At 40.4% G+C, this 23,908-nt stretch carries 20 protein-coding genes; 6 read left to right on the top strand and 14 right to left on the bottom strand.

Annotated elements, in window-relative coordinates:
* Positions 1 to 116 precede the first annotated feature (116 nt).
* Entirely contained in the window at positions 117 to 3,050 is a 2,934-nt protein-coding gene (locus GARC_RS09370; protein ID WP_007619211.1) for an FAD-binding and (Fe-S)-binding domain-containing protein, read from the bottom strand.
* A gap of 255 nt (positions 3,051 to 3,305) precedes the next feature.
* On the opposite strand from GARC_RS09370, the gene murA reads away from it, so the two are divergent.
* Positions 3,306 to 4,565: a UDP-N-acetylglucosamine 1-carboxyvinyltransferase gene (gene murA / locus GARC_RS09365; protein ID WP_007619210.1), complete on the top strand. Its 1,260-nt coding sequence runs from the start codon at positions 3,306 to 3,308 to the stop codon at positions 4,563 to 4,565.
* A gap of 180 nt (positions 4,566 to 4,745) precedes the next feature.
* On the opposite strand, the gene GARC_RS09360 is transcribed toward murA, so the two are convergent.
* Positions 4,746 to 5,669 carry a DUF2608 domain-containing protein gene (locus tag GARC_RS09360; RefSeq protein ID WP_007619209.1) on the bottom strand — a complete coding sequence of 308 codons (924 nt, stop codon included), beginning with the start codon at positions 5,667 to 5,669 and terminating at the stop codon, positions 4,746 to 4,748.
* Between the two features lie 218 nt (positions 5,670 to 5,887).
* Between GARC_RS09360 and GARC_RS09355 the strand changes: the two genes are divergently transcribed.
* A complete protein-coding gene (locus GARC_RS09355; protein WP_153810900.1) occupies positions 5,888 to 6,463 on the top strand; it encodes a TetR/AcrR family transcriptional regulator in 576 nt (191 codons plus the stop codon).
* A gap of 122 nt (positions 6,464 to 6,585) precedes the next feature.
* Positions 6,586 to 7,431, top strand: coding sequence for an alpha/beta fold hydrolase (locus GARC_RS09350; protein ID WP_007619206.1), 846 nt, complete (start codon positions 6,586 to 6,588; stop codon positions 7,429 to 7,431).
* 36 nt (positions 7,432 to 7,467) lie between these two features.
* Here GARC_RS09350 and GARC_RS09345 read toward each other — a convergent pair whose 3' ends face one another.
* The 3 genes from GARC_RS09345 to GARC_RS09335 form a co-directional block, all read right to left on the bottom strand.
* Positions 7,468 to 8,085: a 3'-5' exonuclease gene (locus tag GARC_RS09345; protein WP_007619203.1), complete on the bottom strand. Its 618-nt coding sequence runs from the start codon at positions 8,083 to 8,085 to the stop codon at positions 7,468 to 7,470.
* A 204-nt stretch (positions 8,086 to 8,289) separates the two neighbouring features.
* Complete coding sequence (gabT, locus tag GARC_RS09340) at positions 8,290 to 9,597, bottom strand: 4-aminobutyrate--2-oxoglutarate transaminase (protein WP_007619202.1); 1,308 nt, start codon at positions 9,595 to 9,597, stop codon at positions 8,290 to 8,292.
* Positions 9,597 to 11,054, bottom strand: coding sequence for an NAD-dependent succinate-semialdehyde dehydrogenase (locus tag GARC_RS09335; protein WP_007619201.1), 1,458 nt, complete (start codon positions 11,052 to 11,054; stop codon positions 9,597 to 9,599). Before GARC_RS09335 ends, gabT begins: the two co-directional genes overlap by 1 nt.
* A gap of 109 nt (positions 11,055 to 11,163) precedes the next feature.
* Here GARC_RS09335 and GARC_RS09330 point away from each other — a divergent pair, with 109 nt between their 5' ends.
* The gene (locus GARC_RS09330; protein WP_007619200.1) at positions 11,164 to 12,057 is read left to right on the top strand and encodes a LysR substrate-binding domain-containing protein; all 894 of its coding nucleotides are present in this window, start codon (positions 11,164 to 11,166) and stop codon (positions 12,055 to 12,057) included.
* A gap of 20 nt (positions 12,058 to 12,077) precedes the next feature.
* Here the strand turns inward: GARC_RS09330 and GARC_RS09325 are convergent, their stop codons facing one another.
* From GARC_RS09325 to GARC_RS09300, 6 genes are all read right to left on the bottom strand, one after another.
* On the bottom strand, positions 12,078 to 13,742 hold the full coding sequence (locus GARC_RS09325; protein ID WP_007619199.1) for an arylsulfatase: 1,665 nt from the start codon (positions 13,740 to 13,742) through the stop codon (positions 12,078 to 12,080).
* 3 nt (positions 13,743 to 13,745) lie between these two features.
* Entirely contained in the window at positions 13,746 to 14,951 is a 1,206-nt protein-coding gene (locus tag GARC_RS09320; protein ID WP_007619198.1) for an NAD(P)/FAD-dependent oxidoreductase, read from the bottom strand.
* A gap of 9 nt (positions 14,952 to 14,960) precedes the next feature.
* Positions 14,961 to 15,281, bottom strand: a complete 321-nt coding sequence (locus GARC_RS09315; protein ID WP_007619197.1) for a 2Fe-2S iron-sulfur cluster-binding protein — start codon at positions 15,279 to 15,281, stop codon at positions 14,961 to 14,963.
* Positions 15,282 to 15,374: 93 nt separating this feature from the next.
* Positions 15,375 to 17,681 (bottom strand): TonB-dependent receptor, encoded by a 2,307-nt coding sequence (locus GARC_RS09310; protein WP_007619196.1) that lies wholly within the window; start codon positions 17,679 to 17,681, stop codon positions 15,375 to 15,377.
* Positions 17,682 to 17,805: 124 nt separating this feature from the next.
* The gene (locus GARC_RS09305) at positions 17,806 to 18,831 is read right to left on the bottom strand and encodes an AraC family transcriptional regulator (protein WP_007619195.1); all 1,026 of its coding nucleotides are present in this window, start codon (positions 18,829 to 18,831) and stop codon (positions 17,806 to 17,808) included.
* Positions 18,832 to 18,910: 79 nt separating this feature from the next.
* Positions 18,911 to 20,080 carry an MFS transporter gene (locus GARC_RS09300; protein ID WP_007619194.1) on the bottom strand — a complete coding sequence of 390 codons (1,170 nt, stop codon included), beginning with the start codon at positions 20,078 to 20,080 and terminating at the stop codon, positions 18,911 to 18,913.
* A gap of 194 nt (positions 20,081 to 20,274) precedes the next feature.
* Between GARC_RS09300 and qhpR the strand changes: the two genes are divergently transcribed.
* Positions 20,275 to 21,255, top strand: a complete 981-nt coding sequence (qhpR, locus tag GARC_RS09295) for an AraC-like transcriptional regulator QhpR (protein ID WP_007619192.1) — start codon at positions 20,275 to 20,277, stop codon at positions 21,253 to 21,255.
* Between the two features lie 12 nt (positions 21,256 to 21,267).
* Positions 21,268 to 22,092, top strand: a complete 825-nt coding sequence (locus GARC_RS09290) for a type 1 glutamine amidotransferase (protein WP_007619190.1) — start codon at positions 21,268 to 21,270, stop codon at positions 22,090 to 22,092.
* Positions 22,093 to 22,288: 196 nt separating this feature from the next.
* On the opposite strand, the gene brnA is transcribed toward GARC_RS09290, so the two are convergent.
* From brnA to GARC_RS09275, 3 genes are all read right to left on the bottom strand, one after another.
* Positions 22,289 to 22,552, bottom strand: a complete 264-nt coding sequence (gene brnA / locus GARC_RS27235; RefSeq protein ID WP_039989255.1) for a type II toxin-antitoxin system BrnA family antitoxin — start codon at positions 22,550 to 22,552, stop codon at positions 22,289 to 22,291.
* A complete protein-coding gene (locus GARC_RS09280) occupies positions 22,533 to 22,799 on the bottom strand; it encodes a BrnT family toxin (RefSeq protein WP_007619188.1) in 267 nt (88 codons plus the stop codon). The genes brnA and GARC_RS09280 overlap by 20 nt, the downstream gene beginning before the upstream one ends.
* 150 nt (positions 22,800 to 22,949) lie before the next feature.
* Positions 22,950 to 23,908, bottom strand: a 959-nt coding sequence (locus tag GARC_RS09275; RefSeq protein WP_039989252.1) for an ankyrin repeat domain-containing protein, incomplete at its 5' end; no start/stop codon positions are given.

Below are 23,908 nucleotides of genomic sequence, written 5' to 3'. Positions count from 1 at the left end.
CAATAAAACATACTAGTAATTTTTGAGTATCATGTCGATAGCTTTATACGATCAGATAATCAAGATTGTATAACTTGTGGTGGAATAACGCTCGGCTTCATTGTGGCAAATCTTTGTCAAACTGTGTTTTTTACCTCGCTAATTAAATTAGGTAATGGTTTGCTCACTTCATCAAGCAAATACAGAATTGACTGGTAGGGAATTTCGCTGTGGCGCGTTAAGCCTATTTCACAACTTCTATTATTGCTATAGCCAACAATGCAATCATCTGGGCGTTGTTTTTTCAAATGCCTTAATGCGTGTTGATTTAATTCAGGTTGATAGAAACCTTTGTCGCCGGCAAAGCCACAACAGGAAATGTCCGCGGGGATCTCTACCTTATGGGCACAATGATTTGCAATATTTACCAGTTGCTGCTCAATATTACCGCGCTTGCTACTACAAGTAACATGTAACAATACGTGGTCTTTTTTCGAACTAACCTGTAAATGTGGCAAAATAAAATCACTGACAAACTCAGCTGATTCGTAAATTTTTAAACCATGCTCACCTTGTTTTAATGACAGAGCACATGCACTTGCATCTGTGATAATGGGGTACTTTCCATTTTCGCTGTAGTCTATGAAAACCCCATGTGTTTGGCTCAATTTCTCAGTAGCATTTTTTTCATCCCCTTTACTAGAAAATGCCATTCCACAACATAATGATGGGCTTTCAAAAGGGATCACAACATCAAAGCCAGCTTTATTTAAGACCGAAACAACAACTTGCGACAAGGAGTTAGCAACACCTCCACTGGGCGGAGCAAATACTCTGCCAGCACAAGCTGGGAAATAGATGACTTTATTGTCTTGTGAGTTTTGCCTCAATCTAGGATTAGAAGATGGGTAAAAACCTGTTTTAAGTTTTCCCTCGCCTTTGGGCCAACTTGAGAAATACAGCGGAACAAAACCGGCGGAATACTTATTTAAGAATTGAAAGCCTTTAGTTACAGACGACTCGCCAACAAGTGCTTTTCCTTTACTGACAGCGCTCAAACCCAAACTGGCTATTTTTGTCACTGTAGATAAATGTTTTGCGCTGACATTAGCCAGTTGTTTTTTAACTGCAGAACGCTGGTGATCTTCTTTACGTAACGCCTTAATGAAATCACCGGTATTAATTCCCACAGGGCATTGCATCTCGCATAGTCCAGTTGCAGCACAACTATCAATACCTAAAAACTGATAGTCATGTTGCAGTTGATGATACTGGTCTTTTAGCACAGCCAAAGAGTCTTTTGCTGCAGGACTTGCTTCAGACTCACTTATTGTATGTTTTAAATGTTCAATTCGCCGACGCACACTAATTCTCTGACGAGGCGTGTAGGTAAACCCTTGAGATGGGCACACTGATTCACAAAAACCACATTCGATACATTTATCTATAATGTCGTGAGTAACCGGCATTATTTTAAGATCCCTAATATGCGCTTTATCATCATCATTAATGATCACGCCAGGGTTGAGGATATTTAGAGGATCAAACACTTCTTTGAGCGCTTTCATTATTTGATATGCATCTGCCCCCCATTCCAGTTCAACAAAGGGCGCCATATTTCGGCCTGTTCCATGCTCAGCTTTAAGTGAGCCACTTAATTGCACTGCTACAAGGTTTGCAACGGCAACCATAAATGCATCATATCTTTGTATTTTTTCAGCGGTATCAAATGCTTGTGTAAAAACAAAATGTAGATTTCCAGCTAAAGCATGACCAAAAATAATGGCTTCTTGGTAGCCATATTGTTGAAATAATTTATGTAATTCAACAATGCCAGTGGCAAGGGAAGCGAGTGGAAATGCAACATCTTCAATTATTACAGTTGTGCCTGGATCTCGCATTGCGCCTACAGCAGGAAAAGTGCCTTTACGAATATTCCACAATGCTTGATTACGCAGTGCGTCGCTATCAAAAGCAATTTGCGCTAACAATGCATGGTCAAAAGATTGTATTTTCTGGGTGACACTCAGAACTTTATCGTTTAATAACTGTAAACTTGACTCTTGAATTTCTATTAATAGCGCTACAGAATCAACGGGAAATTCTGCTATCGCTTTTGGCATAATGTCATGTTCAGCTACTGACATGAGGGCACCTTTATCGAGTAACTCTAGGGCATTCACATCAAGGTCAGCTAATTGTTCAATTAGCTGACAAGCAAGCTTAGTACTGCTAAAGATAAAAAAACCGGTACTTTTAAATGGATTATCTTCGACAGTATGCAAGCTAATGTCAGCGATAAATCCTAATGTTCCCTCAGAGCCAATCATCAGATGTTTGATCATCTCTATTGGATCAGAAAAGTCGATTAGCGCATTAATGCCATAACCTGTGGTATTTTTTAATCGATATTTTTGGATAACTTTTTGTTTAAGTTCAGTATTGTTGTTGAGGCTCGCTGACAGCTCTAATAACTGCTCAATTAAGCTTTGATGAGTAGATAAAAAAGATCCACAACTTTGTTCACAAGCGGTATTTAATTCAGTACCGTCTGCAAAGATAATCGTCATATCTGCAACTGTGTGATAGCTATTTTGTAGTACACCACAACACATACCTGATGAATTGTTAGCAGCAATACCACCAATTTTGCAGCTATTTATAGAAGCAGGATCGGGACCAATTTTACGTCCAAAAGGTTTAAGTATTTCATTCGCTTTTGCTCCAATAATGCCAGGTTGCAAGGTGATTTTATGGCCTTGTTCATGGATCTGAAATTCAACCCAATCGTCTGACAACATGATAAGAACAGAATCAGTGACGGCTTGACCAGACAAGCTTGTACCTGCAGCGCGAAAGGTAATGGCTACCTGATAGCTATTGGCAAGTTTAACAATTTGAATTAATTGACTGAGATTGCTGACAATCAACACCAATTGTGGTGTTAGCTGATAAAAACTGGCGTCTGTTCCGTAGGCATAACGTTTACTGTATTCAGTAATGATACCTTGCGGCTTTAAAATTTGAGCTACTGCTGCTGTAAATATTGAGATCTGAGTCGACATCATCATGTTTGATTACTAATGCTTTTTAAACTAAGGGTACACATTATTGGTATAACAAGTAAGGCTAACCTTGTTTGATAACGCTAAGTGCTCAATTCTACGGTATTAGGTGAGGTAAAAAGCAATAAATGATATACACACCATTGAATTACAAGTTTGCCGATGGCAACATGCATACTCTGACTATGAATACTTATCCATACCAGCATTATCAGCGTATATACGCTTTACCTTCCCAAATAGTAGCCCTAGAGTTTACACATGGAAAAATTGTTAATCAAAGCGAGTCAGCCCCTAGCTGGCTCTGTAAAAATTTCGGGGGCCAAAAATGCCGCCCTACCAATACTCATGACCAGCTTACTGGCAGACGGTCCCTGCTATTATGATAATGTCCCTGAACTAAGGGATATCAACACCACTGTAGCTTTACTAAAAGAACTAGGTGCGAGCGCTTCCCGAGGTGATAATCATCTGCTTGAGATTGATGCGAGTAACATAAACAGCACCACAGCCTCCTATGACTTAGTAAAAACGATGCGCGCTTCCATTTTGGTGCTGGGACCATTACTGGCCAAATACCAAGAAGCTAATGTATCCCTACCAGGCGGTTGTGCCATTGGTGCCAGACCTGTCAATATTCACCTTTGTGGACTTGAACAAATGGGCGCCAAAATTGAAGTCAGCAATGGTTACATTCATGCCAAAGTAGACGGGCGTTTAAAAGGAGCAGTGATCGTGATGGACATGGTCAGTGTGGGTGCCACCGAAAACCTGATGATGGCAGCGGCCTTGGCAGAAGGTGAAACTATCTTAGAAAATGCAGCGCGAGAGCCAGAGATAGTAGATTTAGCGAATTGTCTTAACTCAATGGGCGCTAAAATCAGCGATGCAGGTACCAGCAAGATCCGTATTCAAGGCGTTAAGAATCTCAAGGGTAGTCAATATCGTGTCCTGCCAGATCGTATAGAAACAGGCACATTTTTGGTTGCTGCTGCCATGACGCGCGGCAAGATCCGCTGTGAACATGCGGCGCCAGAGACTCTGGTTGCAGTGCTGGACAAGTTAGCTGTGGCTGGGGCTAAAATCACTACAGGTAAAGACTGGATAGAGTTGGACATGTTGGGCTGTCGTCCCAAATGTGTCGACATCACAACCGCACCTCATCCGGGCTTCCCTACCGATATGCAGGCTCAATTTGTTGCCCTTAATTGCGTCGCAGAAGGCACTGGGATAGTGACAGAGAATATCTTTGAAAACCGTTTTATGCATGTACCAGAATTACAACGTATGGGCGCCCACATAGAATTGCATGGCAACACTGCTGTATGTAAAGGCCGTGAAACCCTAACCGGCGCACAAGTTATGGCCACAGATTTGCGGGCATCAGCCAGCTTGGTCATTGCAGGTTTAGTTGCGGATGGTGAAACCACTGTGGATCGCATCTATCACTTGGACAGAGGTTATGATCACATTGAGCGTAAACTAAATGGTCTAGGTGCCCAAATTGAACGGCTCAAATGATGCTTAAAAGATTAAACAATATAAAATCATTATTTTGACAAACTGAATTAAACGAACAGGGTGTTTTAAGGGTTCTGGCTGATCTTTATATTCGGCCAGAGTGGTATTATACCGCTCCCAATAAAGTACTCTTCGTTGTTCCGCCCCAAGCAATGATAAATACGTCAATCTTAGTAAAACTTAAATAGACAAACAGCCTTGAGCTAAGTCTCTTTCTGGGAATATTTGCTGTAAGGTGATGTTCAACTGCTTCCATTGCTCGGCCATAGTATCTGCTTGACCTTGCGTTAATACCTGACCAAATTGTTTATGCCGTTCATCTTCTATCCGTGTGTAATGCACTATACGCACATCCAGATTTTTTACGTTTTGATAGGCCTTGTACATATCATCAATATTTTTTTGAGAATCATCCACGAACACTATAGCCGAAAATTCTCGTTGAGTTTTATCTAACAAGTATTGCAGCATTTCCCCTTTATTTAGGCCTGAGCTCATCATAACACCTTGCATGTAGCTGATTTCTCTGCCCTTTATTTCTCTAAGCAGCATTGAATCTTGACCTACTGGTAGCAGCGCACTGGAAGCCAATTCAATTTGATTACGGGCTAATTCTCGTTCAGTAGCGGCGCGATATTTAGGCGCACGAGACGTTAATGCCATAACTGTATGTCCAGCATTTTGCCAATTGGATATAGTTTGGTTTAGCTTGTTTTCGGTTAACTCCATAACAGCTAACTCGTAAAGCAAGCCAATTGAATCTTCAAACAAACAAGTAACTTTTTGTGCTGCTGTAGGCTTAACCTCAAGTTTGTCAGTTTGCCATTGATACCAAACATCACTACCCAAATCTGAGGTACTAGTGAGTATAGTGTTATCAATATCCATCACCACTAGCACTTTATCGGCACCATATTGTCGACTCAATGAGCTAGTTACGGAAACCACATCTGCAAAGGAATTGGTTTCTTTTTTAAGGACACTTTTTGTAACTGGGCTTGCTGTAATAAGACTAGGCTGTGCGTCTTGGTTAACTAGCGAACATGATGAAATCAATATAACAGTGAACATTAGTGGCAAATAAATCGATAAGGTAATTTTCAAAATCAATCCTATAAATATTTTTTTGAGGCTATCAGACTAAACAGTCTACTATCCACATAATAAGCGACAAGGTTCATACACTCAATAAAATTGGCTCCCCTTTAACCAGTTGGAAGTAATTTTGAGCAATCACAACTTCAGTTTGAACACTTGTAGTGTGAATATAAAAATCCAATAATATTGTTGATTATTCATACAACCTTACGTAAGGTAGGTGAATGAACACAATGAATCCCACAAAACTAGCATTAATAAACTTGGCAGAAGAGATCCTGCAAACCAAGTCATTTGCTAATGTATCGTTTCAGGCGTTAGCAAAAGGTGTGGGGATTAAGAAAGGCAGTGTCTATTATCACTTTGAGAGCAAAGAAGAGTTAGGTGAGGCCATCATTGATCGTGCTATAGCTCTGTTAAAGCAAAACCTAAAAAACATCGAACACCAACCTAATGCCAAACAATTGCATGTGTATACCAATTGGTTTGCTAAACATATAGGAGCTGCACAAAAGCTTTGCCCTGGGGCAAGTTTTGCAGCAAGTTGGGATGCAGTGCCAGAAAAGACCCAAATTAAAGTCCAGCAGCTTTATCGATTGCACCAAGAATCACTATCAAAAATTATTCAGCGCGGACGAGAAACAAAGGAATTTGCACTGACAGATAAAACCCCAGAGGAACTTTCAACTCTAGTATTTGCCTTGTTACAAGGTGGATTGTTAGCGTCTAGAGTCTCTCAAGACACAGAAGAATTCGACACCTGTAAGTCCTTAGCACTGAGTTTAGTAAAGTTGGGTTAACATTATGATTTTTTTAATCACCTCAACCTACCTTACGTAAGGCTGGTAAAACTTTAAATATACACTAAAAAGTAACCAAATTTTTACTTTGAGTTAATTTACTTTAGCTAATAGGAGAGAACATGAATTTAGCATTACAACTATTCAGAACACAAAACCGATTTCTAAGTTTAATGGATCCAAAATCGGCACTTAATCGCGCCACTAATTTGTTTTTTACACCTATACGTCATGATCCTAAACCATGGGAAGAAGAAGCTGAGGCACAAGGCAATAGGATACGTTTAAAAAATGGCGTCAGCGCTATTGTATGGGGACAAGGCCCTCCTATCTTAATGATGCATGGCTGGGAAGGAAGAGCGACACAAATGGCAGGTTTTATAGAGCCTCTAACCACTAATGGTTTTCAAATTATCGCATTAGATGCCCCCGCGCACGGACGTTCACAGGGTCAACAATCCCATCCAATGCGCTTTGTAGAATCGCTATTTTTGGCACAACAAACTTTCGGACCATTTTATGCTGTTGTGGGTCATTCAATGGGTGGTGGATGCTCCTTGTATAGCGCACTTGAAGGTCTGCAAGTTGAAAAGGTAATCTCAATTTCAGGCCCTGCAAATTTTCAGAATTTGTCTAAGCGATTTGCGCGATTTATTGGTATGTCAAAATCTGTAGTAGAAAAATTCGTCGAGAGTGTCGAAGAAACGGTTGGGATCCCATTCGAAGATATAGACTTACTCAGTAGAGGAAAAGAACTGCAACAGCCCACCTTGCTCGTGCACGATAGTGATGACGAGGAAGTACCATTTAGCGATGCACAAAATCTAATAAAGGTTATTCCCAATGGCAGATTTTTCGCTACGTCTGGACTAGGTCATCGCAAAATAATGCGTAATTCGACCGTGATAGATACTGTATGTAACTTTATTCGCAATGATAACGATGACCATTTATGCAAGGCTACATAAAAGACCCAGAGAAGCTAAAACAACTGTGCTGACTAATTACTGTGCTTGCAGCAATTTTTGCACATTATTTTTGGGTGTTTTGGCGAGCTTTTGAATTAATGAAAACGATACCTCTTGTGCCGTTATCATCAGAGAAATATCGTTCAACATAGTCATCCACAATTTCGCCGTCATTTCAGAGTCAAATAAGGCTCTGTGAAAACCACCATCAGAGGGAATGTTTTTGTAGGCTATAAGCGAACCTAACTTATGATTGGGCGCTTGTTGATAAATACGTCTTGCAAGAAGCAAAGAGCAAGCAAAATTGCCATTATAATATCTAGCAATTCGACCTAACTCCGCATCCAAAAAACGTTTATCAAATGAGGCATTATGAGCAACAAGGTTACTGTCACCCATAAAGTTAGCAAACTGTTCCATAACTTCATCACAAGGGGCAGCTTGGCTTAACATCCGGTTAGTGATCCCAGTGTAGTTTTCAATAAAGCCACTGACACGTTTCCCTGGATTCATAAGTGCTTGAAAACGGTCAACCACCAGCCCTTTTTCAAGACGAACAGCACCTATTTCGATGGCTCTATCTCCCATATCTGGTGACAGCCCAGTGGTTTCAAAATCCAATACAATAAGGGAGTCGGCGCAGCTTTGTGTCATGAAGGAATAACCTGTGTAAATTAAGCTGGGTACTTTAACAAATATTCAGCGAATAACCGAAGGCATACTTAGGCAGATAGCTGCTGCCGTTATGCATTTACTTATTAGCTAATGGTTTTGGTAGCTAAAACCTTTATACAAAAGGGCACATTTGATGTGCCCTTTTAGTTTATGTTAAACGCCTATTTCACATTTATTCGGATATTATTTAGCCGCAGCGGTAAAACTTTCAACGAACAGAGAGAGTCCCTCTTGTAGGGTTTCTTCTTCAATAGTTAAAGGTGGTAAAAAGCGAATAACGTTGTTGCGGATCCCACATTTAAGGATGATTAGTCCTCGAGATTGGGCCTCTATTATTACCTTAGCTAACAGCCCAGAGTTTGGTTTATTAGCGTCACCTTCTTCGATGAGTTCTAGTGCAACCATAGCTCCTCGTTCAGCACGAATATCTCCGATTAAAAGCGGGTATTGTTGCTGCAACTTGCCTAAACAGTCTGCAAAGAGTTGACCAATCTTAACTGCTTTTTCAACTAAGTTTTCTTCTTTAATAACGTCCAATACAGCCAATGCTGCGGCGCATCCCACAGGAGAGCCAGCATAAGTTCCACCTAGCCCACCAGGAAGTGGTGCATCCATAATCTCAGATTTACCTACTACCGCAGCTATTGGGAAACCACCAGCCATACCTTTTGCCATTGTAATCAGATCTGGCTCTACATCTGAATGCTCACAGGCAAACAACTTACCGGTTCTCGCAAAGCCGGTTTGTATTTCATCGGCTACAAAAACAATACCGTGTTCATCACAAATTTTGCGAAGCGCCTGCATAAAAGATTTAGAAGCAGGATAAAAACCACCCTCTCCTTGCACCGGTTCAATGATTATCGCGGCAACCTCTTCTGGCGTTATGTCACAGTTAAATAAATTGTGTAATGCCTGTAACGATCCCTCTTCAGTTACACCGTGGTAAGGGATCGGAAAAGGAGCGCGATAAATATCTGCGGGGAAAGGCCCAAACAAGGTTTTATAGGGCGCATTTTTTCCTGTTAATCCTAAAGTGAAATTAGTTCTACCATGGTATCCACCATTAAATGCAATCACGGCTCTGCGTCCAGTATGAGCGCGGGCTATTTTAATCGTGTTTTCAACTGCTTCTGCGCCTGTTGTCACAAACATGGTTTTTTTAGGGCTATTACCAGGTGCTAATTCATTTAGTTGTTCAGCTAACAAAACTGCGCTGTCGTATGGTGTCACCATGACACAAGTGTGAGAAAACTGTTCCACTTGATGTTTAAGGGCTGCAACCACTTTGGGATGACAATGCCCGGTATTAGTCACCGCAATACCTGCAGCAAAATCTATGTATTTGTTACCTTCCACATCCCACAAATGAGCGTTTTTACCTTTAGTGACATAAATAGGAGCTAAATTAGCCTCGCCGCGAGCAAACGCCTGATCTTTACGTTGTTGCCACTGAGCATTTGTTAACTTGGTATCTTTTGTTAGTTGCATTATTTCAACCCTCCCATTTTTAAATGTTTAATTTCCATATAGTCGTCTAGACCATACTTAGAACCTTCTCTGCCTTGACCAGACTCCTTCACCCCACCAAAAGGGATCATTTCATTGGAAATCGCTGAATCATTAATTCCTACCATTCCGGCCTCGAGTGCTTCTCCCACACGCCAAACTTGGCTCATATCATTGGAATAAAAGTAGGCGGCAAGTCCGAATGGAGAATCGTTTGCCATTTCTATTGCCTGTGCTTCATTTTCAAATTCAAAGATGGCAGCAACGGGGCCGAATATTTCTTCAGAAAAAATATCCATGTCTGTTGTGGCGTTTTTAATCACAATAGGGGCTACAAAGTTACTGTCAGCCGGATAGTTCGATTCAGCAGAAACACTTTGAGCACCTAGTTGCTCAGCATTTGCCACCAATTCACGTACTTTCTTAACGGCTGACTCATTGATCAATGGACCAATATCAGTATCAGCACTAAAAGCGTCTCCTAACTTAAGTTTGTTGGTTGCTGTGATGAGTTTTTCAGTAAAACTCTCAATCACAGAAGACTGAACCAAGACGCGGTTGGTGCAAACACAGGTTTGGCCTGCGTTGCGGAATTTGTTAGCTATTAAGCCACTCACAGCTGCATCTAAGTCTGCCGTTTCGAAAACAATAAAGGGTGCATTGCCTCCAAGTTCCATTGACGTACGCTTTAATGTTTTGGCACATTCGGTTGTCAGTAATTTTCCTACTGGTGTAGAGCCAGTAAATGTCAACTTTCTCACCACTGAACTTTCGGTCAACGCACTACTGATTTCTGCAGTACTACCAGCCAGTATATTAATCACGCCTTTGGGAATACCTGCACGATTAGCCAGCTCACCTAATGCCAATGCAGATAAAGGAGTTTCACTGGCCGGTTTACACACAACAGTGCAACCAGCGGCTAATGCGGGAGCAATTTTTCTGGTAAGCATGGCATTGGGAAAATTCCACGGGGTAATACAGGCAACAACTCCGACCGGTTGTTTGATACAAAGCAATCTTGAATCACTGCTCGATTGAGGAATAATATCCCCATAAATACGTTTAGCTTCTTCGGCGAACCATTTTATATAACTCGCCCCATAAACAATTTCACCTTCGGCTTCTGCGACGGGTTTTCCTTGCTCTGACGACAGTAATTTAGCAAGATCTTTTTTATTGGCAATGATTTGGTCATGCCAAGCCATTAAAAATTCTGAGCGTTGCTTAGCAGTTAATCGAGACCAGCCAAACATCGCGTCTTTTGCATGTTCAATCGCTCTTTTGGTTTCTTCTCGGCCACATCGTGCCACTTCAGCAATAGCCTGCTTAGTAGCAGGATTAAAAACAACAAATGTACTTTTATTGTCAGCAGCCACAAATTCACCATTGATGAAACCGTGGGGCTGAAACAATTGATCATCAGTTAAAAATGACATTATAAAAATTCCTTAAGAGTGTATGGAAACTAAGGTATTAAATAATTAATTTAGACACAATCGAGTATTATTAGCTGTTATGATTAGTATTATTCATGAGGATATTTGTATGATTGATCGACGAACCTTACCCTTAGCATCACTACGTGCTTTTGAATCTGCGGCTCAACACTTACATATGGGCAAAGCAGGAAGTGAGTTGGGTGTGACCCAAGGTGCAATCTCTCATCAAGTTAGATTGTTAGAGGAACGCCTTGGTGTTTCCTTATTTTCTAGAGCCCACAATACACTTGCTTTAACACCTGCTGGCATTAGGTTATTAACGGCCGTTTCACAGGGTTTGGATTTAATAGTGGATGGGGCGAGAAACCTTGATCCGCAGAACATCAATGGTTCTTTGGTTATTGGTTGCACAGAAACAATTGCAACTAGTTGGGCAGCCCAGCACATTTGTAGTTTCTACGAAAAATATCCAGAAATAACCATTACAGTCGCAGAAATACAACCGCTACAAAAAGTGATCCCCCATGATATTGATATCGCAATCTGTTACGGCAAACCTCAGACTGATGAGCGATTATTAACTAAGATTGGTGCCCCTACATTATTCCCAGTATGCAGTCCTACCTTACTAAATCAAGGCAGACAGCGGATGAGAGCTCAAGAGCTTTCGTCATTCACATTGATCCATGATGGACAGGTATCATGGATGCGCTGGATGGAGCAATACGGGGTTGATATAACTTCCATAGATTCAAACATTTATTTCCCAAGCACCAGTCAAGCCATTAGAGCCGCGACACTAGGTGCAGGTGTTGCACTTTCGAACACCCTAGAAACACAACAATTTATTATTGATGGTCAACTGGTTAAATTATTTGATAAACCTATAGATGAAGAACATTCTTATTATCTTATGTCCCCTGCACAAAGAAACAACACAACCAAAATTAAAATATTTATGGAATGGATACTTAACGCCTGTAATGCAAGGTTTAGTTAATTAACCGGTACTCTAGTTTATTAGTAACCACTTACTTCATTAGGTAAAATCACACCATTGTTGGTTTTGTAGTTTTCCCATTCTTTTATCAGCTCAGCTAACATGTCTGGGTATTGCTGAGATAAGTCTTGGGACTCAGATAAATCTTTAGCAAGGTTATATAGTTGCCACTCCCCGTTTCCATAAGGTACTGGCATGTTGACGATTTTCCATTGGCCTTGTTGCAGCGAGTACTTGCCTAATATTTCAGTGCCTTCAATCCGCTCAGGGTTTGAACTTTGGATCATCGAATCTCCTGTAGGCACTTCTAAGTCCAAAGGGCTATTTGTTTGACTTGGGTGCTCAATACTAGTCACATCCAGTAGGGTCGGAACAATATCCTTAACGCTCGAATATGCGTGATTTATCCCTTCTGAAAAATACTTAGGATAGGTGATGAAAGCAGGAACTCGCGTGCCTCCTTCTGTAGGAAAACCTTTATAGAGGTTGTAAACAGGTGAGCCTGCTTGTGCCCAATCCGCTCCATAAAATACGTAACTATTAGGTTGCCCCATATTTTCATAACTAAAATCGTGGCGCGCGTTAATGTTTTTTCTTATTTCGGGAAATGTTTCCATAGGCCAGGTTTCATCAACGTCATGACCTTCAGCCCCATTGTCTGAAAGAAAAATGACAATGGTATTGTCCAACTCACCGCGTTTTCGCAATACATCTATGACTCTGCCAGTATGATTATCAATTTCTTCAATCATGGCGGCGTAAATTTCCATCGCCTTAGCTTGTGTTTGTTGTTGAGCTTTATCAAGCTCATTCCAAGGCACTCTCTTTGTAGTTTTTGAAGTTTGTTTATTAATCTGTGCCCAATTTGGCACAATGCCTAATTGTTTTTGTTTCTCTAATCGTTGCTGAGTAATAACGTCATATCCTATGTCGTATTTTCCTCGGTATTTTTCAACGGTTTTTAGAGGGGCTTGCAACGGCCAATGAGGCGCAGTAAAAGACAAATAGGCAAAATATGGTTTGTCTGAATTACCCTGCTCGATGTATTTGATCATTTCATCAGCATAAAATTGTGTGGAGTACTCAAAATTGTCAGGCAATTCATCCAGCATATGCTGATCTTGGCGATAAGGCGCTTTACCATTGGGGTCTGGATGGTACGCAGGTTTCATATCAGAAAAATGGCTCGCGCCACCGGGTAGAAGCGCAAAAGAACGTTCAAAACCTCGTGCCCATGGACTCGACTCTTGTGTCATGCCAAGGTGCCACTTACCAGCCATATAGGTTTGATAACCCTGATTTTTTAGTATGGATGCTATGGTGATAACGCGATTATTTATCTCGCCTTCATATCCTGGCTTACCTACCTGATTAGGTGCTAATTCTTCCGCCATATTACCAATGCCCGCTTTGTGATTATCGACCCCCGTTAACATCATAACGCGGGTTGCAGAACACACTGGTGCACTGTGAAAATTACTGAATTTTGTACCTCTCATAGCAAGATTATCAATATTAGGCGTTGCAATTTCACCGCCAAAGCTGGCTAAATCAGCCATTCCCATATCATCTACAACAATCAGTAAAATATTAGGTCTGGCAACTTCAGCAACATTGTCAGTAGTAGAGCAAGCGGTGATAAACACCACAAAAATAACAACACAGAAATTCAAAATTCCCGTCATAGCTTACTCAAACCAATCGGAACTAGTATCTGCCAGTTTGGACTCTGGAATACTAATGCCCGTGGGGATCAACATTTTTGCTTTCATAAAGTCTTTCGGAGAGTTAATCGCATCTACGGCAATCACTTTTCCTTCTTTTAAGTAAAATAATGCAAACTTTTTCGCCGCTATATCGCCACGAATAACGGTAGAGTCATATCCTTGAGACAAACCAGCAGTTTGCAGTTTCACATCAAATTGATCAGACCAAAACCAAGGAAATGCATCATGTGTTTTTTCCTTGCCGCAAATCGTCGCTGCCGCCACTTTCGCTTGTTCCATGGCATTAGGTACAGACTCCAGCCTAATTTGCCGTTGATAAAATGGATTAGGATGATTACTCACATCACCAATGGCAAATATGCCTGGCTCTGAAGTAATGGTTTTATTGTCAACCACAATGCCATTTTCGCACTCTAGCCCCGCTAACTCGGCAAGCTCTACATTAGGAATAACACCAATGCCTATAACGGCAGAATCAAAAGTAAGTTCTTCACCATCTGGCAGAACAGCAACATAACGTTCTCCAGAACGTCGAAACTCAGTTACGCCAGAGTTAAGTTTAATGTCTACACCATGTTGAGCATGTAGGTTTTGATAAAATTCAGACATTTGTTCATTAGTAACTCTGGATAAAACCCTAGGAAAACTTTCTAGCACAGTCACTTTTGCGCCAAGCTTGCTTGCTGAAGCAGCAATTTCCAAACCTATGTACCCAGCACCTACAACAAGTAAGTGAGACTGGGCATTGACCTGACTAATTATCTTGTCGGCATCGGCTAATGTTCTAAGGTAATTAATACAACTAAGGTCAGATCCTGGAATACTCAGTTTTCTCGCCCGAGCACCAGTCGCTATGATTAAATAATCAAAGGAAATGGACGCTCCAGAAGCCAAAGATATACTTTTGTTAGCTTTATCGATTGCGGTTACCGACTCACCTAACATCACCTCTACTTTGGCTTTTTCATACAACGTTGGCTTTTTAATTAATAATTGCTGATCAGATACCGCCTGATGAAAATACCCTTTTGAAAGCGGGGGGCGCTGATAAGGTAAAGTCGGCTCATCACCGACTAACAATATTTTACCTTCCCAACCTTGGGTGCGAAGCGCAATTGCCGCTTCTGCACCTCCATGACTTGCACCAATAATGACAACTTGTTGCATAAGGTTTCCCTAGTATTGAGACGCTGGCAATCTTACTTCAATGTCAGGAAGATCGTCATTTAGCTCTAATTGACAAGACAAACGACTGCTTTCTTTGCGTTCTGGTGCAGCTTCGAGCATTGCCTCTTCCATTTCACTTCTGGGAGAAAAATACTTAGAAAGTGATTCATCTAAATAACAATGACAGGTAGCACAAGCTTGAGCTCCCCCACATTCCCCCACAATGCCGTCTACCATATTATTCACAGCTAACGACATGACTGTTTCACCAGCCTCCATTTCGACTTCTGTCACGTTGTCGTTTGTATCTATATATTTTACAACTGCCATATTGAGACTCCCCATAAGGCCAAAGATAAATTGAACATGGTTACATCAGTATTAAGCTACTGAGTAACCACAATATTATTCCATGATTTTTATTTAGAACTGATACTTAACTGAGAGGTTAGTAGTTCTAGGTGGGGCATAATAAGAAGTTGCACCCAGTGCGCCCAAATCAAGTGAATAAGCTTTATAAATTTTATCAAACACATTTTTTGATGCGAGACTAATAGTCCAATTTTCAGTTTGATAAGTGACACTTAGATTAGAAATATTATAAGCTTCTTGAACCGTACCTGGGCCATTAGTTACCTCAAGAAATTGGTCGCCGTAATATGCGCCATCAAACTGCAACACAATTTCGTTTTCGCCAAGTTCGGTATAATAACGGACTAAATAATTACCTGAGACACTAGGTGCATTTGGAAATTCAGCGTTGATGACAGGAAGGGCACCGGCTTGAATTTCTTCCACCTCAGAGTTACTAAATGCAAGACCAAGTAACACATCTAAATTATCTGTTACAGAACTCACTAGCTCAAATTCCGCACCATAAGCTGTAGCATCAGAGTTTCCGATTTGTGGGTTAGCTGATATTTCTCCAGGTGGAATAGCAACAAAAGTTTGATAATCGGTGTAGTCATAATAATAAGTTGTGGCGTTCAAACGAGTATTCTTTGTTAACTCTGTTTTTATACCCACCTCAAAAGAATTCAGGACTTCAGGCTTATGTACAAATCGATCCGGTGATACGCCTGACGAAAGAGTCCAATTGCCACCTTTTATACCTCTATTCCAGGCCACAAAACCCATGGTTTCTTTGGTGAATTTTTTATTTAAAGACAGTCTTGCAGCATAATCAGAATAATTAATTTCATCATCGTCAAAAACATTAAACAGATTAGGGTTAGTCGAGTTTATATTGCTAGCCGTTGCTGCATAGGGGATAGATGTTGTTTGTTGATCTGATGAGAAAAATGCCACCCAATCGATTTCTTTGGTGTCTTTCGAATAACGGAGTCCGGCGGTAAGTGTTAGGTCTGTTGCCAATTCGTAATCGATTTGCCCAAAAATAGACATATTTTCAACTGTGAGATTATATTCTCGGTCAGAACGACCGTCGAAGGGAAAATCATCAAAAACCGTTGGCGCAGAAATAATACCCGCTTCAAAAAGGTCAAAAGAAAGGTCAATATTTGGCGCACCAATAGTCAGCGCATCGGCATCCATTTCCACGTCCATATAATAACCACCTACTTGCCATTGTAAGGTGTCGGTATTACCTGATAAACGCAACTCTTGTGAAAACTGATTCAACTCCATATCTTGGCCAAACACAACGATAGGAGCCGGAAAAGCATCGCCATCTTCCAAATAAGACTTTTCTAGGCTCAAATAATTTGTGATAGAAACCAACTCCATATCATCAAATTCCTTGGTTAACTTAAGTGTTGCACTGGTCGTTTCTCGATTAAGGAAGCCTCGCGTATCGCTCATATGCACATGGGGGTCACCAGAGACGACACCACCAGTAACTATGGCTCTTCCAGAAGCATCAACCGGGCAGAGTTCATCGGCATCAAAATCACAGTTTTCAAATACATATCCACCGGTTGGCACATCATCGTCTTTTGAGAATTTGAAGATAAATTCAGCTAACAAGGTATCAGACAAATCTGCTTCTAATGTAGCTCTTACGCCATAACCGTCTGCTCCACCTATTGCTCTTGGGTCAATGCCTTCTGGGCCATCGGTCATAGCTTTAATGTAGCCATCTGCAGTCTCGTGGCGAAAGGCTACTCGCCCTCTAACGTTATCTGTAATTTCTCCGCCTATTGCACCTTCTAGACTTTGTCTATTATAAGAACCTACCGATGCTTCAAGGTAACCCGACGTAAAATCATCCTCCGCCCCGCGACTAATGTAGTGAACTAAGCCGCCTGTGGCATTTCGTCCGAATAAAGTTCCTTGAGGGCCCCTTAACACTTCCACTCGTTCAATATCAAACATTTGACCGGAAATAGCATTCATACTAGAAACATAAGCTTCATCCTGATACACCGCTATTGGCGCCTCTAGGTTATCCACAAAGTTATTTTGCGAAACACCGCGCAAGTTGAATATAGTAATTTGTGGTGACCAAGCATTCACTTGAAAATTGGGTATTTGCTGGGTTATTTCCGCGTTGTCTGATAACCCTAGCGCATCAAGCTGCTCACCAGAAAGAGCAGAAACAGAGACGGGTACGTCCTGAATTGACTCTGTTCGTTTTGTTGCTGTGACTTGGATTTTTTCAAAAATTCCAGTGCTTTGTGTTTCATCACTGTTTTCTTGTGCATATGTTTGACCCGTTATAGTCAGGCCTAATGCTAAAGCAACGTACTTGGATGTTGAGTTGAGTTTCATATCTGTGCCTCGGATGTGCAGTTTTAGTTTTTTTTGAGGCTCTAACATACTCATTTGTTCTGAAATTGTACTTAGCATATGAGGACAGAATAGTTTTGACAAAAAAACCAAGGCCTGTTGCCCCCTATATTGACTTTCTATAATTAAGTGGGCTTTTGCCCCCACTCCACTTTTTGAAAGCTCTGATAAACGAAGATGAAGTTGAAAAACCCAATAGATGGCCAATTTGATAAACATTCAATTGTGTACTCGCGAGGTATTGCCTAGCAAACTCAAAATATTGTTCATCTATAATGGCTTTAAATGACACCTTTTCTGATTTGAGCCTTCTGTAAAAAGTAGGTATAGATACCCCAAGTCTGTTGGCTATGAGCTCTGCGGTTGGAAAGTCTTGCCCCTGTGTATCAATAATTGCGCGTTTAACTTGATCTGAAAATAAATTAACAGCATTTTTAGATGCAAGATCGGCATCCAGATAATTTTCCAAAATTCGAGTTAATTCAGCATCAAATCTACGGCCTTTAAACCTAGCGTCTTCAGCACGTATATAGATGCCATTGATGTCTTGGTTAAAGTCACAAGGTACAGACAACAATTGTTGATATTTTTTTGTTAAGTCCGATGGGGCATGTCTGAACTCAATCTTTAAAGGTTTCACGTCATTATTCGAATAAAGGCGAATTAAACGAGCAGTAAAAGCAATACTGAATTCAATATCAATACGTGTATCCAGCGAGCCTAATCCATAAATGTCATATCGAAAAAAATAGTATTGACCATTTTTTTCAAGCGCCATGTGGGTAGATTCCTGAAACAAGTTTTGGTAATGGCAAATCGCATTTAACCCCTCAAAAAGGTTTCGGGAAGATAAAAAGAGAAACCCTAGAGCACCTAAAAGTTCGGGACCAGTAGACTTGGATAGTTTGATCCCAAGTAACCTATCCTCTGTCTCTTCAGATGCCCTGTTCATAAAATTAATATAACGAGACAAAGGGATTTGCCCACTAGTCAGCTCGAGTTCTTGTATATCAATTCCGCATTCAATCAATAATTTCTGCGTATCAACACCATGCTCAGCAAGTGGTAACAATAAACTTCTGAGCACGCTTGACCAAATTTGTGGTTCTAGTTTTGCTTTATAATTTTGCAAAAGGCATCTTTTTAATATGCAAAAAGGTACCTAAACAATACGCCAAACACCACACGTAAGCCAAGTTAAAAGTTAATTATCAAAGTTGAGTACTTAACTTATTTTTATGGGCTTTTAATGCGAATAAAAGTGGTATTGCGCTTAATAAATAAAGTGTAATTACGAATATCTCCACATCATAAAAACTTCCATCATTGCCCAATATTATTGCGGCAAAGAAAGGACCAAATCCTAAGCCGGTCATTTGTAATGCAATCGCAAGGCTAATCATATGGCCTTTTTTATCAAGGTTACCTACCCCACTTAATACAAAAGGAAGTCCAAAATTCCACATAAAGTTAAAGCCGCTGACGGCTATGACAAATATCGTCAGACTCGGATTATCTAACAGTAATGCAATAAAAATAGAACTCGCAAACAGTGTCAGTGCAATAGGCTTGAACAAACCTAAACGACGCTCCATAAAAACAGGAATTAAAGCCCCAAGAATGGCCACAAATTGCGAAATTAACAACGCGTTTGCAATGGCTTGCTCATTGGGTTCGATTTCCATACCAATTAAAAATAAATTCGCCCAGGCAACACCAATAGCCAAATTAAACAATAACACCCCCAAAAGAGCGAGAAATCGAATGGACACAGGCATGTCCAATGATTCCGATTCCGAATGGTCAACGTGATCTGATGCACTAGGGATAAATTTTACGAGATAAAAACTAAAAGCCGTTAGCAAAGCCCACACAAGAAATATGCCTTGTATCCCTAACACATCAAAGGCTTTTGGCATTAGCCATAATCCTAAAGCTCCATAGGTGAGTAACAAGGTTAAATATGCTGCCAGATTTCTTTCAACCCGTTTGGTTAACCCTACAATAGTAAAACTCAAGGATATAATTGAACCTTCCCCCAAGCCCGCAAGAAATCTTGCTGATGACAGAAATTCTGGAGATTTAATAGCAAAGGCAGAAAACAAGTTACCAATCATCGCAAAAGACAGCGCCACTACTAGAATATGTCGCCAACTAAATCTTGTTTTTACAAATGATGTAACAAAAGTAGCAATAGCCACTCCCAGCATTTCATCAAAAGCCAAAGCATTGGCGTCGGCTTCTGAAAGTCCTATTTCGGTGACAAAGCCTTGTACTAAGCCAGGTTGCACAATAAAAGATAAAACGCCAATGGTGCCAAGAATGACACCTGAAGCAACTACTCCATTCGAATTAAAATCAATATTATTATTTTTTTGCATGACTACCTCTTTTTAATAACGATGTCATGATTCAAATCAAGAAACTTGGCAACTTAGGACGAATTGTCGATATTTTTGGTCAAATACTTAACAATTGATACTAATAGAGTATTTATTGATTGCTAAAGGTTATTTATATCGACTGAATTTATTTAGTGTAAATAGGACATTTTATAAGCACTAGGATAATAATAATGACAACACCTTTAGTGACTACTGCTGTATTAGACGATTGGCAAGTGTGGATGCCAGAAAAAATAGACCAATATAAAAATGATACCCAAATGCCATTAAGCGAGTTTGTTGGCTCGCTAGAGCAAGCAGCTAAAGATGCCGAAAAGCCCCACCTAGCCTGGCTTGTAGGCGGTTCCTGTAATTACCTATCTAGAGGAATTTTAGGAAAAGTGGCAATGAATGCTAAGACCCTTGGCATGGGACTTCATTGGTTATGCCGGTTTTATCCTCTCATTCAAGATGCCACTTTGATGAAATTAGATGTTAATGACGATACGGCTCGATTGGTTTACAAAGTATTAGACCCCAATATTTGGCCAAGAGAACAAGACGCACTTTATACCCTCAGTATTTTTGCAAACTTTTTAAAATCAGCATCTGTAGATTTATTCTCCCAAGCCAAAATATGCATAGAAGCACCTAAAACCGAGGCTAACGCTGAATTACACCGACATTTACATGTACCTGTCATCTACTCATCTAGTGTTAACGAAATTATTTTCCCTGCTAAGTTCCTCGCAAAACCTTTGAATCACGAAAACATTACTTCACAATCTGAAATTGCAGAACTTTTAAAACGTTACTCGCAAAAAAATCGCAAAATGCTTTTTATTGACCGAGCAAAATACGTTATTTACAACGCCTTACTTGAAACTGATGTTAACCAAGGATTTGTGGCTAATGAACTTTGCCTGTCAACTCGCACCCTACGCCGAAAATTAATGGCTGAAGGTAAGTCTTATCAAAGTTTGTTGGATGATTGCCGGATGGATCTTGCATCTAGAGAATTGACCTTAGCAAAAAATGTTTCATTAGCACAAATGGCCTTAAAGCTTGGGTATTCTGAACACAGTACCTTTTCGCGAGCCTTTTTAAGGTGGTTTGGTGTCAGTCCAAGAACATACAGAAAAATGATGACGGGAATGGTTTCCGCAAGTTAGGAGAAAGTACTAGTGCGAATATTAATGATGGAAGGCAACCCATTAGATGTGCAGGAAAAAGCCAGAAAAATAGGTGTAGGAACCGCCTCCGAAGTGTATACCAGAGCCATTCGTTTCTTCGATCCGCAAGTTGAAATTGATATTGTTAATGCAGCCGATGGCGAAAAAGTCCCTCAGGGGAAAAGTTTCAGTGATTATGCCGGAATGGTTATTTCTGGTTCGAGCCTAAGGGCATTCGATAGTACTGCTGAGGTAACAAATCAAATTGATTTGTTAATTGATTTTGCCAAAACAGGCAAACCAATCTTAGGTAGCTGCTGGGGGCTTCAGATAGCCGCAATAGCCGCGGGAGGTAAAGTAGGCCCCAGCGAAAATGGACGAGAATTAGGTGTCGCACGAAAAATACATTTAACACCTGAAGGTACTGAACATGCCTTTCTGCAAGGCAAGCCGATTTTTTATGATGCCCCTTGCATTCACTATGATGAAGTAACCGAACTGCCAAAAACTGCCACTTTATTGTGCGGTAATAAACACAGTGCAGTACAAGGTGCGATTATTCCTATAGAAAACTCAGAGGTTTGGGGCGTTCAATATCACCCCGAATTCGACGTGACGCAATTGCGAATGCTATTTGAACTGTATAAAAAAGACATGATCAACCAAGGGTTTATTAACACCGAGGAAGATTATAGCTTTTTCATGAAACACATCAGAACACTGGAAGCAGATCCTGACAACAAAACTTCAGGCTGGCTTCTAGGCATTGACCAAGACATTCTAGATGGCAATATACGCGGCTTAGAAATCAAAAATTGGTTGGATCAACTTCGTTAATTTAGGCTTATTCGCTCATACTTTTGGGTAAGTATGAGCGAGAAGTTGAATAACGGCTGAGTTCTAATAGCTATAACGCTGGGCACTTGCAGGCAAGCTAATGGTTAGAGAATTTGATTTTTGACGATTTTGACTAAGCAAATCAGCTAGCTATTTAGCAAGGTTAACACCTTACATAAACGGTAATTCACCGCTCTTATGAATTATCCGTCTTCGTGTTTTTATTAGCCTCCTGGGCTTCTAACCTCTCAACTAACCACATCTTAATTATGGATTGTCGAGTGACTCCTATTCTGCTCGCCTCTCGATCTAGCGAGTTTACGACCCATTCAGGAAAATCAACGTTGATTCGTTTCTGTTTATAATTAATACGAGTAGCCGTCGATAAATCGAAGTGCTCAAGTATATCTTCTTGATTTTCATCAAATTTACGATCAAACTCAGTTGCTTTCGTAGACATTAACCTCATTTTTTCTGGAACGTCTCACAGATATAATTCTAATTTTCAATTGCCTATAGGTGAATATTGCCGACCAATGTTTATTGTATAGTTTAGCGAACAACAAATACCCAATTTCACCATGTTCGTCAGCTTTCAATGTGATCGCTTCCGGATCACTCCACAGGTTCTGCGCAGCATCAAATGAAATTCCGTGTTTAACTTCATTGCTAAGGCTTTTAGAAATGTCATATTCGAATTCGCGCATGAGTAAAAATTATTCCTTTTCTACTCAAACATCAAGAAGTGCTATGTTCTAAGGAAGCCAACACTTGTTTATTGCTATGAATTATATTGACGTAACCTTAATTTACTAGAATGGGTGTCTGCTTTAGGTTTATACGAAAGTACTGCAATGTTATTCGGAACTTTGTGCACCATTTGTTATTAATATTTCGGTTATATTGGAAAACTCTTTCTCAATAGATATATCTAAAGGGGTTTTTTTAGAGTAATTAAACTCCTCTCCCTCTATTAGGAAGTAATCTACAGGTGATGGATTTGCCCCGTACTGTATTAACATTTCGACTATGTCTGAATTATGATTGATTACAGCTAATGTTAAAGGATGTATATCTATTAGTGGCTTTTGTCTAACACCGCCATCGGGATTTGACCCCGCCTCCAAAAGAAGCTTCATGATTTTTGTCGAGTTGATTTTTGCTGCTGCATATACATTGGCAGGGTAATAATCGCCGCTTGGGTGAGTAGGTTCTTCTATGGTTGCTCCATATTCAAGTAAAAGTCGTACAATATTTTCGTGGCCTCCATAAATAGCTGATTGCAAGACACCTTGACCTCTATGGCCTCTATTTTTTTTAGGAGTTGGCTTAAATTTATATTCCAACAACAGTTTCAATACTTCATAATTTCCTTTAGATGCCGCCTCACACGCAGCATCATACGTTCTCGCCTGAGTAAGCTTCACTTTATGAGTTAATAATAGTCTAACTGTTCTTATGTCATTGGATGCAATTGCACTGTCATATAAGGAATTTGGATCATCTTTTCCTGTTGTTTTTGTATCAACTCCATGATCTAAAAACAATTGGAGTATTTCGTACTGTTTGTTATTGAGGCATTTGACTTCTCTACTATCAAATGAATAGCACAAATGAGCTATTAAGGTGGAGTTGATATATCTGACGTTTAAATTTACCCCGGCAGAGATTAGCAGCTTGACGATCTCTGGGCAGCACTGACTTTTAGACGCAAAATACAACGCAGTCAGATCAGATCTCACTGGATGTGCATTAACATCAGCACCCAACTCTAATAATAATGAGATAACTTCAAGGTCGCCGGTCTGTACTGCCG

Source organism: Paraglaciecola arctica BSs20135, assembly GCF_000314995.1.
GTDB classification, from domain to species: Bacteria; Pseudomonadota; Gammaproteobacteria; order Enterobacterales; family Alteromonadaceae; genus Paraglaciecola; species Paraglaciecola arctica.
Note: the sequence above shows the minus strand (reverse complement) of the source record. Positions and strands in the feature narration are given on the sequence as shown.

Coding starts and splice junctions, on each gene's coding strand:
- GARC_RS09315 (WP_007619197.1), bottom strand. CDS start 15,281: ATGGCAGTTGTAAAATATATAGATACAAACGACAACGTGACAGAAGTC.
- GARC_RS09325 (WP_007619199.1), bottom strand. CDS start 13,742: ATGACGGGAATTTTGAATTTCTGTGTTGTTATTTTTGTGGTGTTTATC.
- GARC_RS09345 (WP_007619203.1), bottom strand. CDS start 8,085: ATGACACAAAGCTGCGCCGACTCCCTTATTGTATTGGATTTTGAAACC.
- GARC_RS09300 (WP_007619194.1), bottom strand. CDS start 20,080: ATGCAAAAAAATAATAATATTGATTTTAATTCGAATGGAGTAGTTGCT.
- murA (WP_007619210.1), top strand. CDS start 3,306: ATGGAAAAATTGTTAATCAAAGCGAGTCAGCCCCTAGCTGGCTCTGTA.
- GARC_RS09320 (WP_007619198.1), bottom strand. CDS start 14,951: ATGCAACAAGTTGTCATTATTGGTGCAAGTCATGGAGGTGCAGAAGCG.
- GARC_RS09280 (WP_007619188.1), bottom strand. CDS start 22,799: ATGCGCGAATTCGAATATGACATTTCTAAAAGCCTTAGCAATGAAGTT.
- GARC_RS09355 (WP_153810900.1), top strand. CDS start 5,888: ATGAACACAATGAATCCCACAAAACTAGCATTAATAAACTTGGCAGAA.
- GARC_RS09310 (WP_007619196.1), bottom strand. CDS start 17,681: ATGAAACTCAACTCAACATCCAAGTACGTTGCTTTAGCATTAGGCCTG.
- brnA (WP_039989255.1), bottom strand. CDS start 22,552: ATGTCTACGAAAGCAACTGAGTTTGATCGTAAATTTGATGAAAATCAA.
- GARC_RS09350 (WP_007619206.1), top strand. CDS start 6,586: ATGAATTTAGCATTACAACTATTCAGAACACAAAACCGATTTCTAAGT.
- GARC_RS09330 (WP_007619200.1), top strand. CDS start 11,164: ATGATTGATCGACGAACCTTACCCTTAGCATCACTACGTGCTTTTGAA.
- gabT (WP_007619202.1), bottom strand. CDS start 9,597: ATGCAACTAACAAAAGATACCAAGTTAACAAATGCTCAGTGGCAACAA.
- qhpR (WP_007619192.1), top strand. CDS start 20,275: ATGACAACACCTTTAGTGACTACTGCTGTATTAGACGATTGGCAAGTG.
- GARC_RS09370 (WP_007619211.1), bottom strand. CDS start 3,050: ATGATGATGTCGACTCAGATCTCAATATTTACAGCAGCAGTAGCTCAA.
- GARC_RS09335 (WP_007619201.1), bottom strand. CDS start 11,054: ATGTCATTTTTAACTGATGATCAATTGTTTCAGCCCCACGGTTTCATC.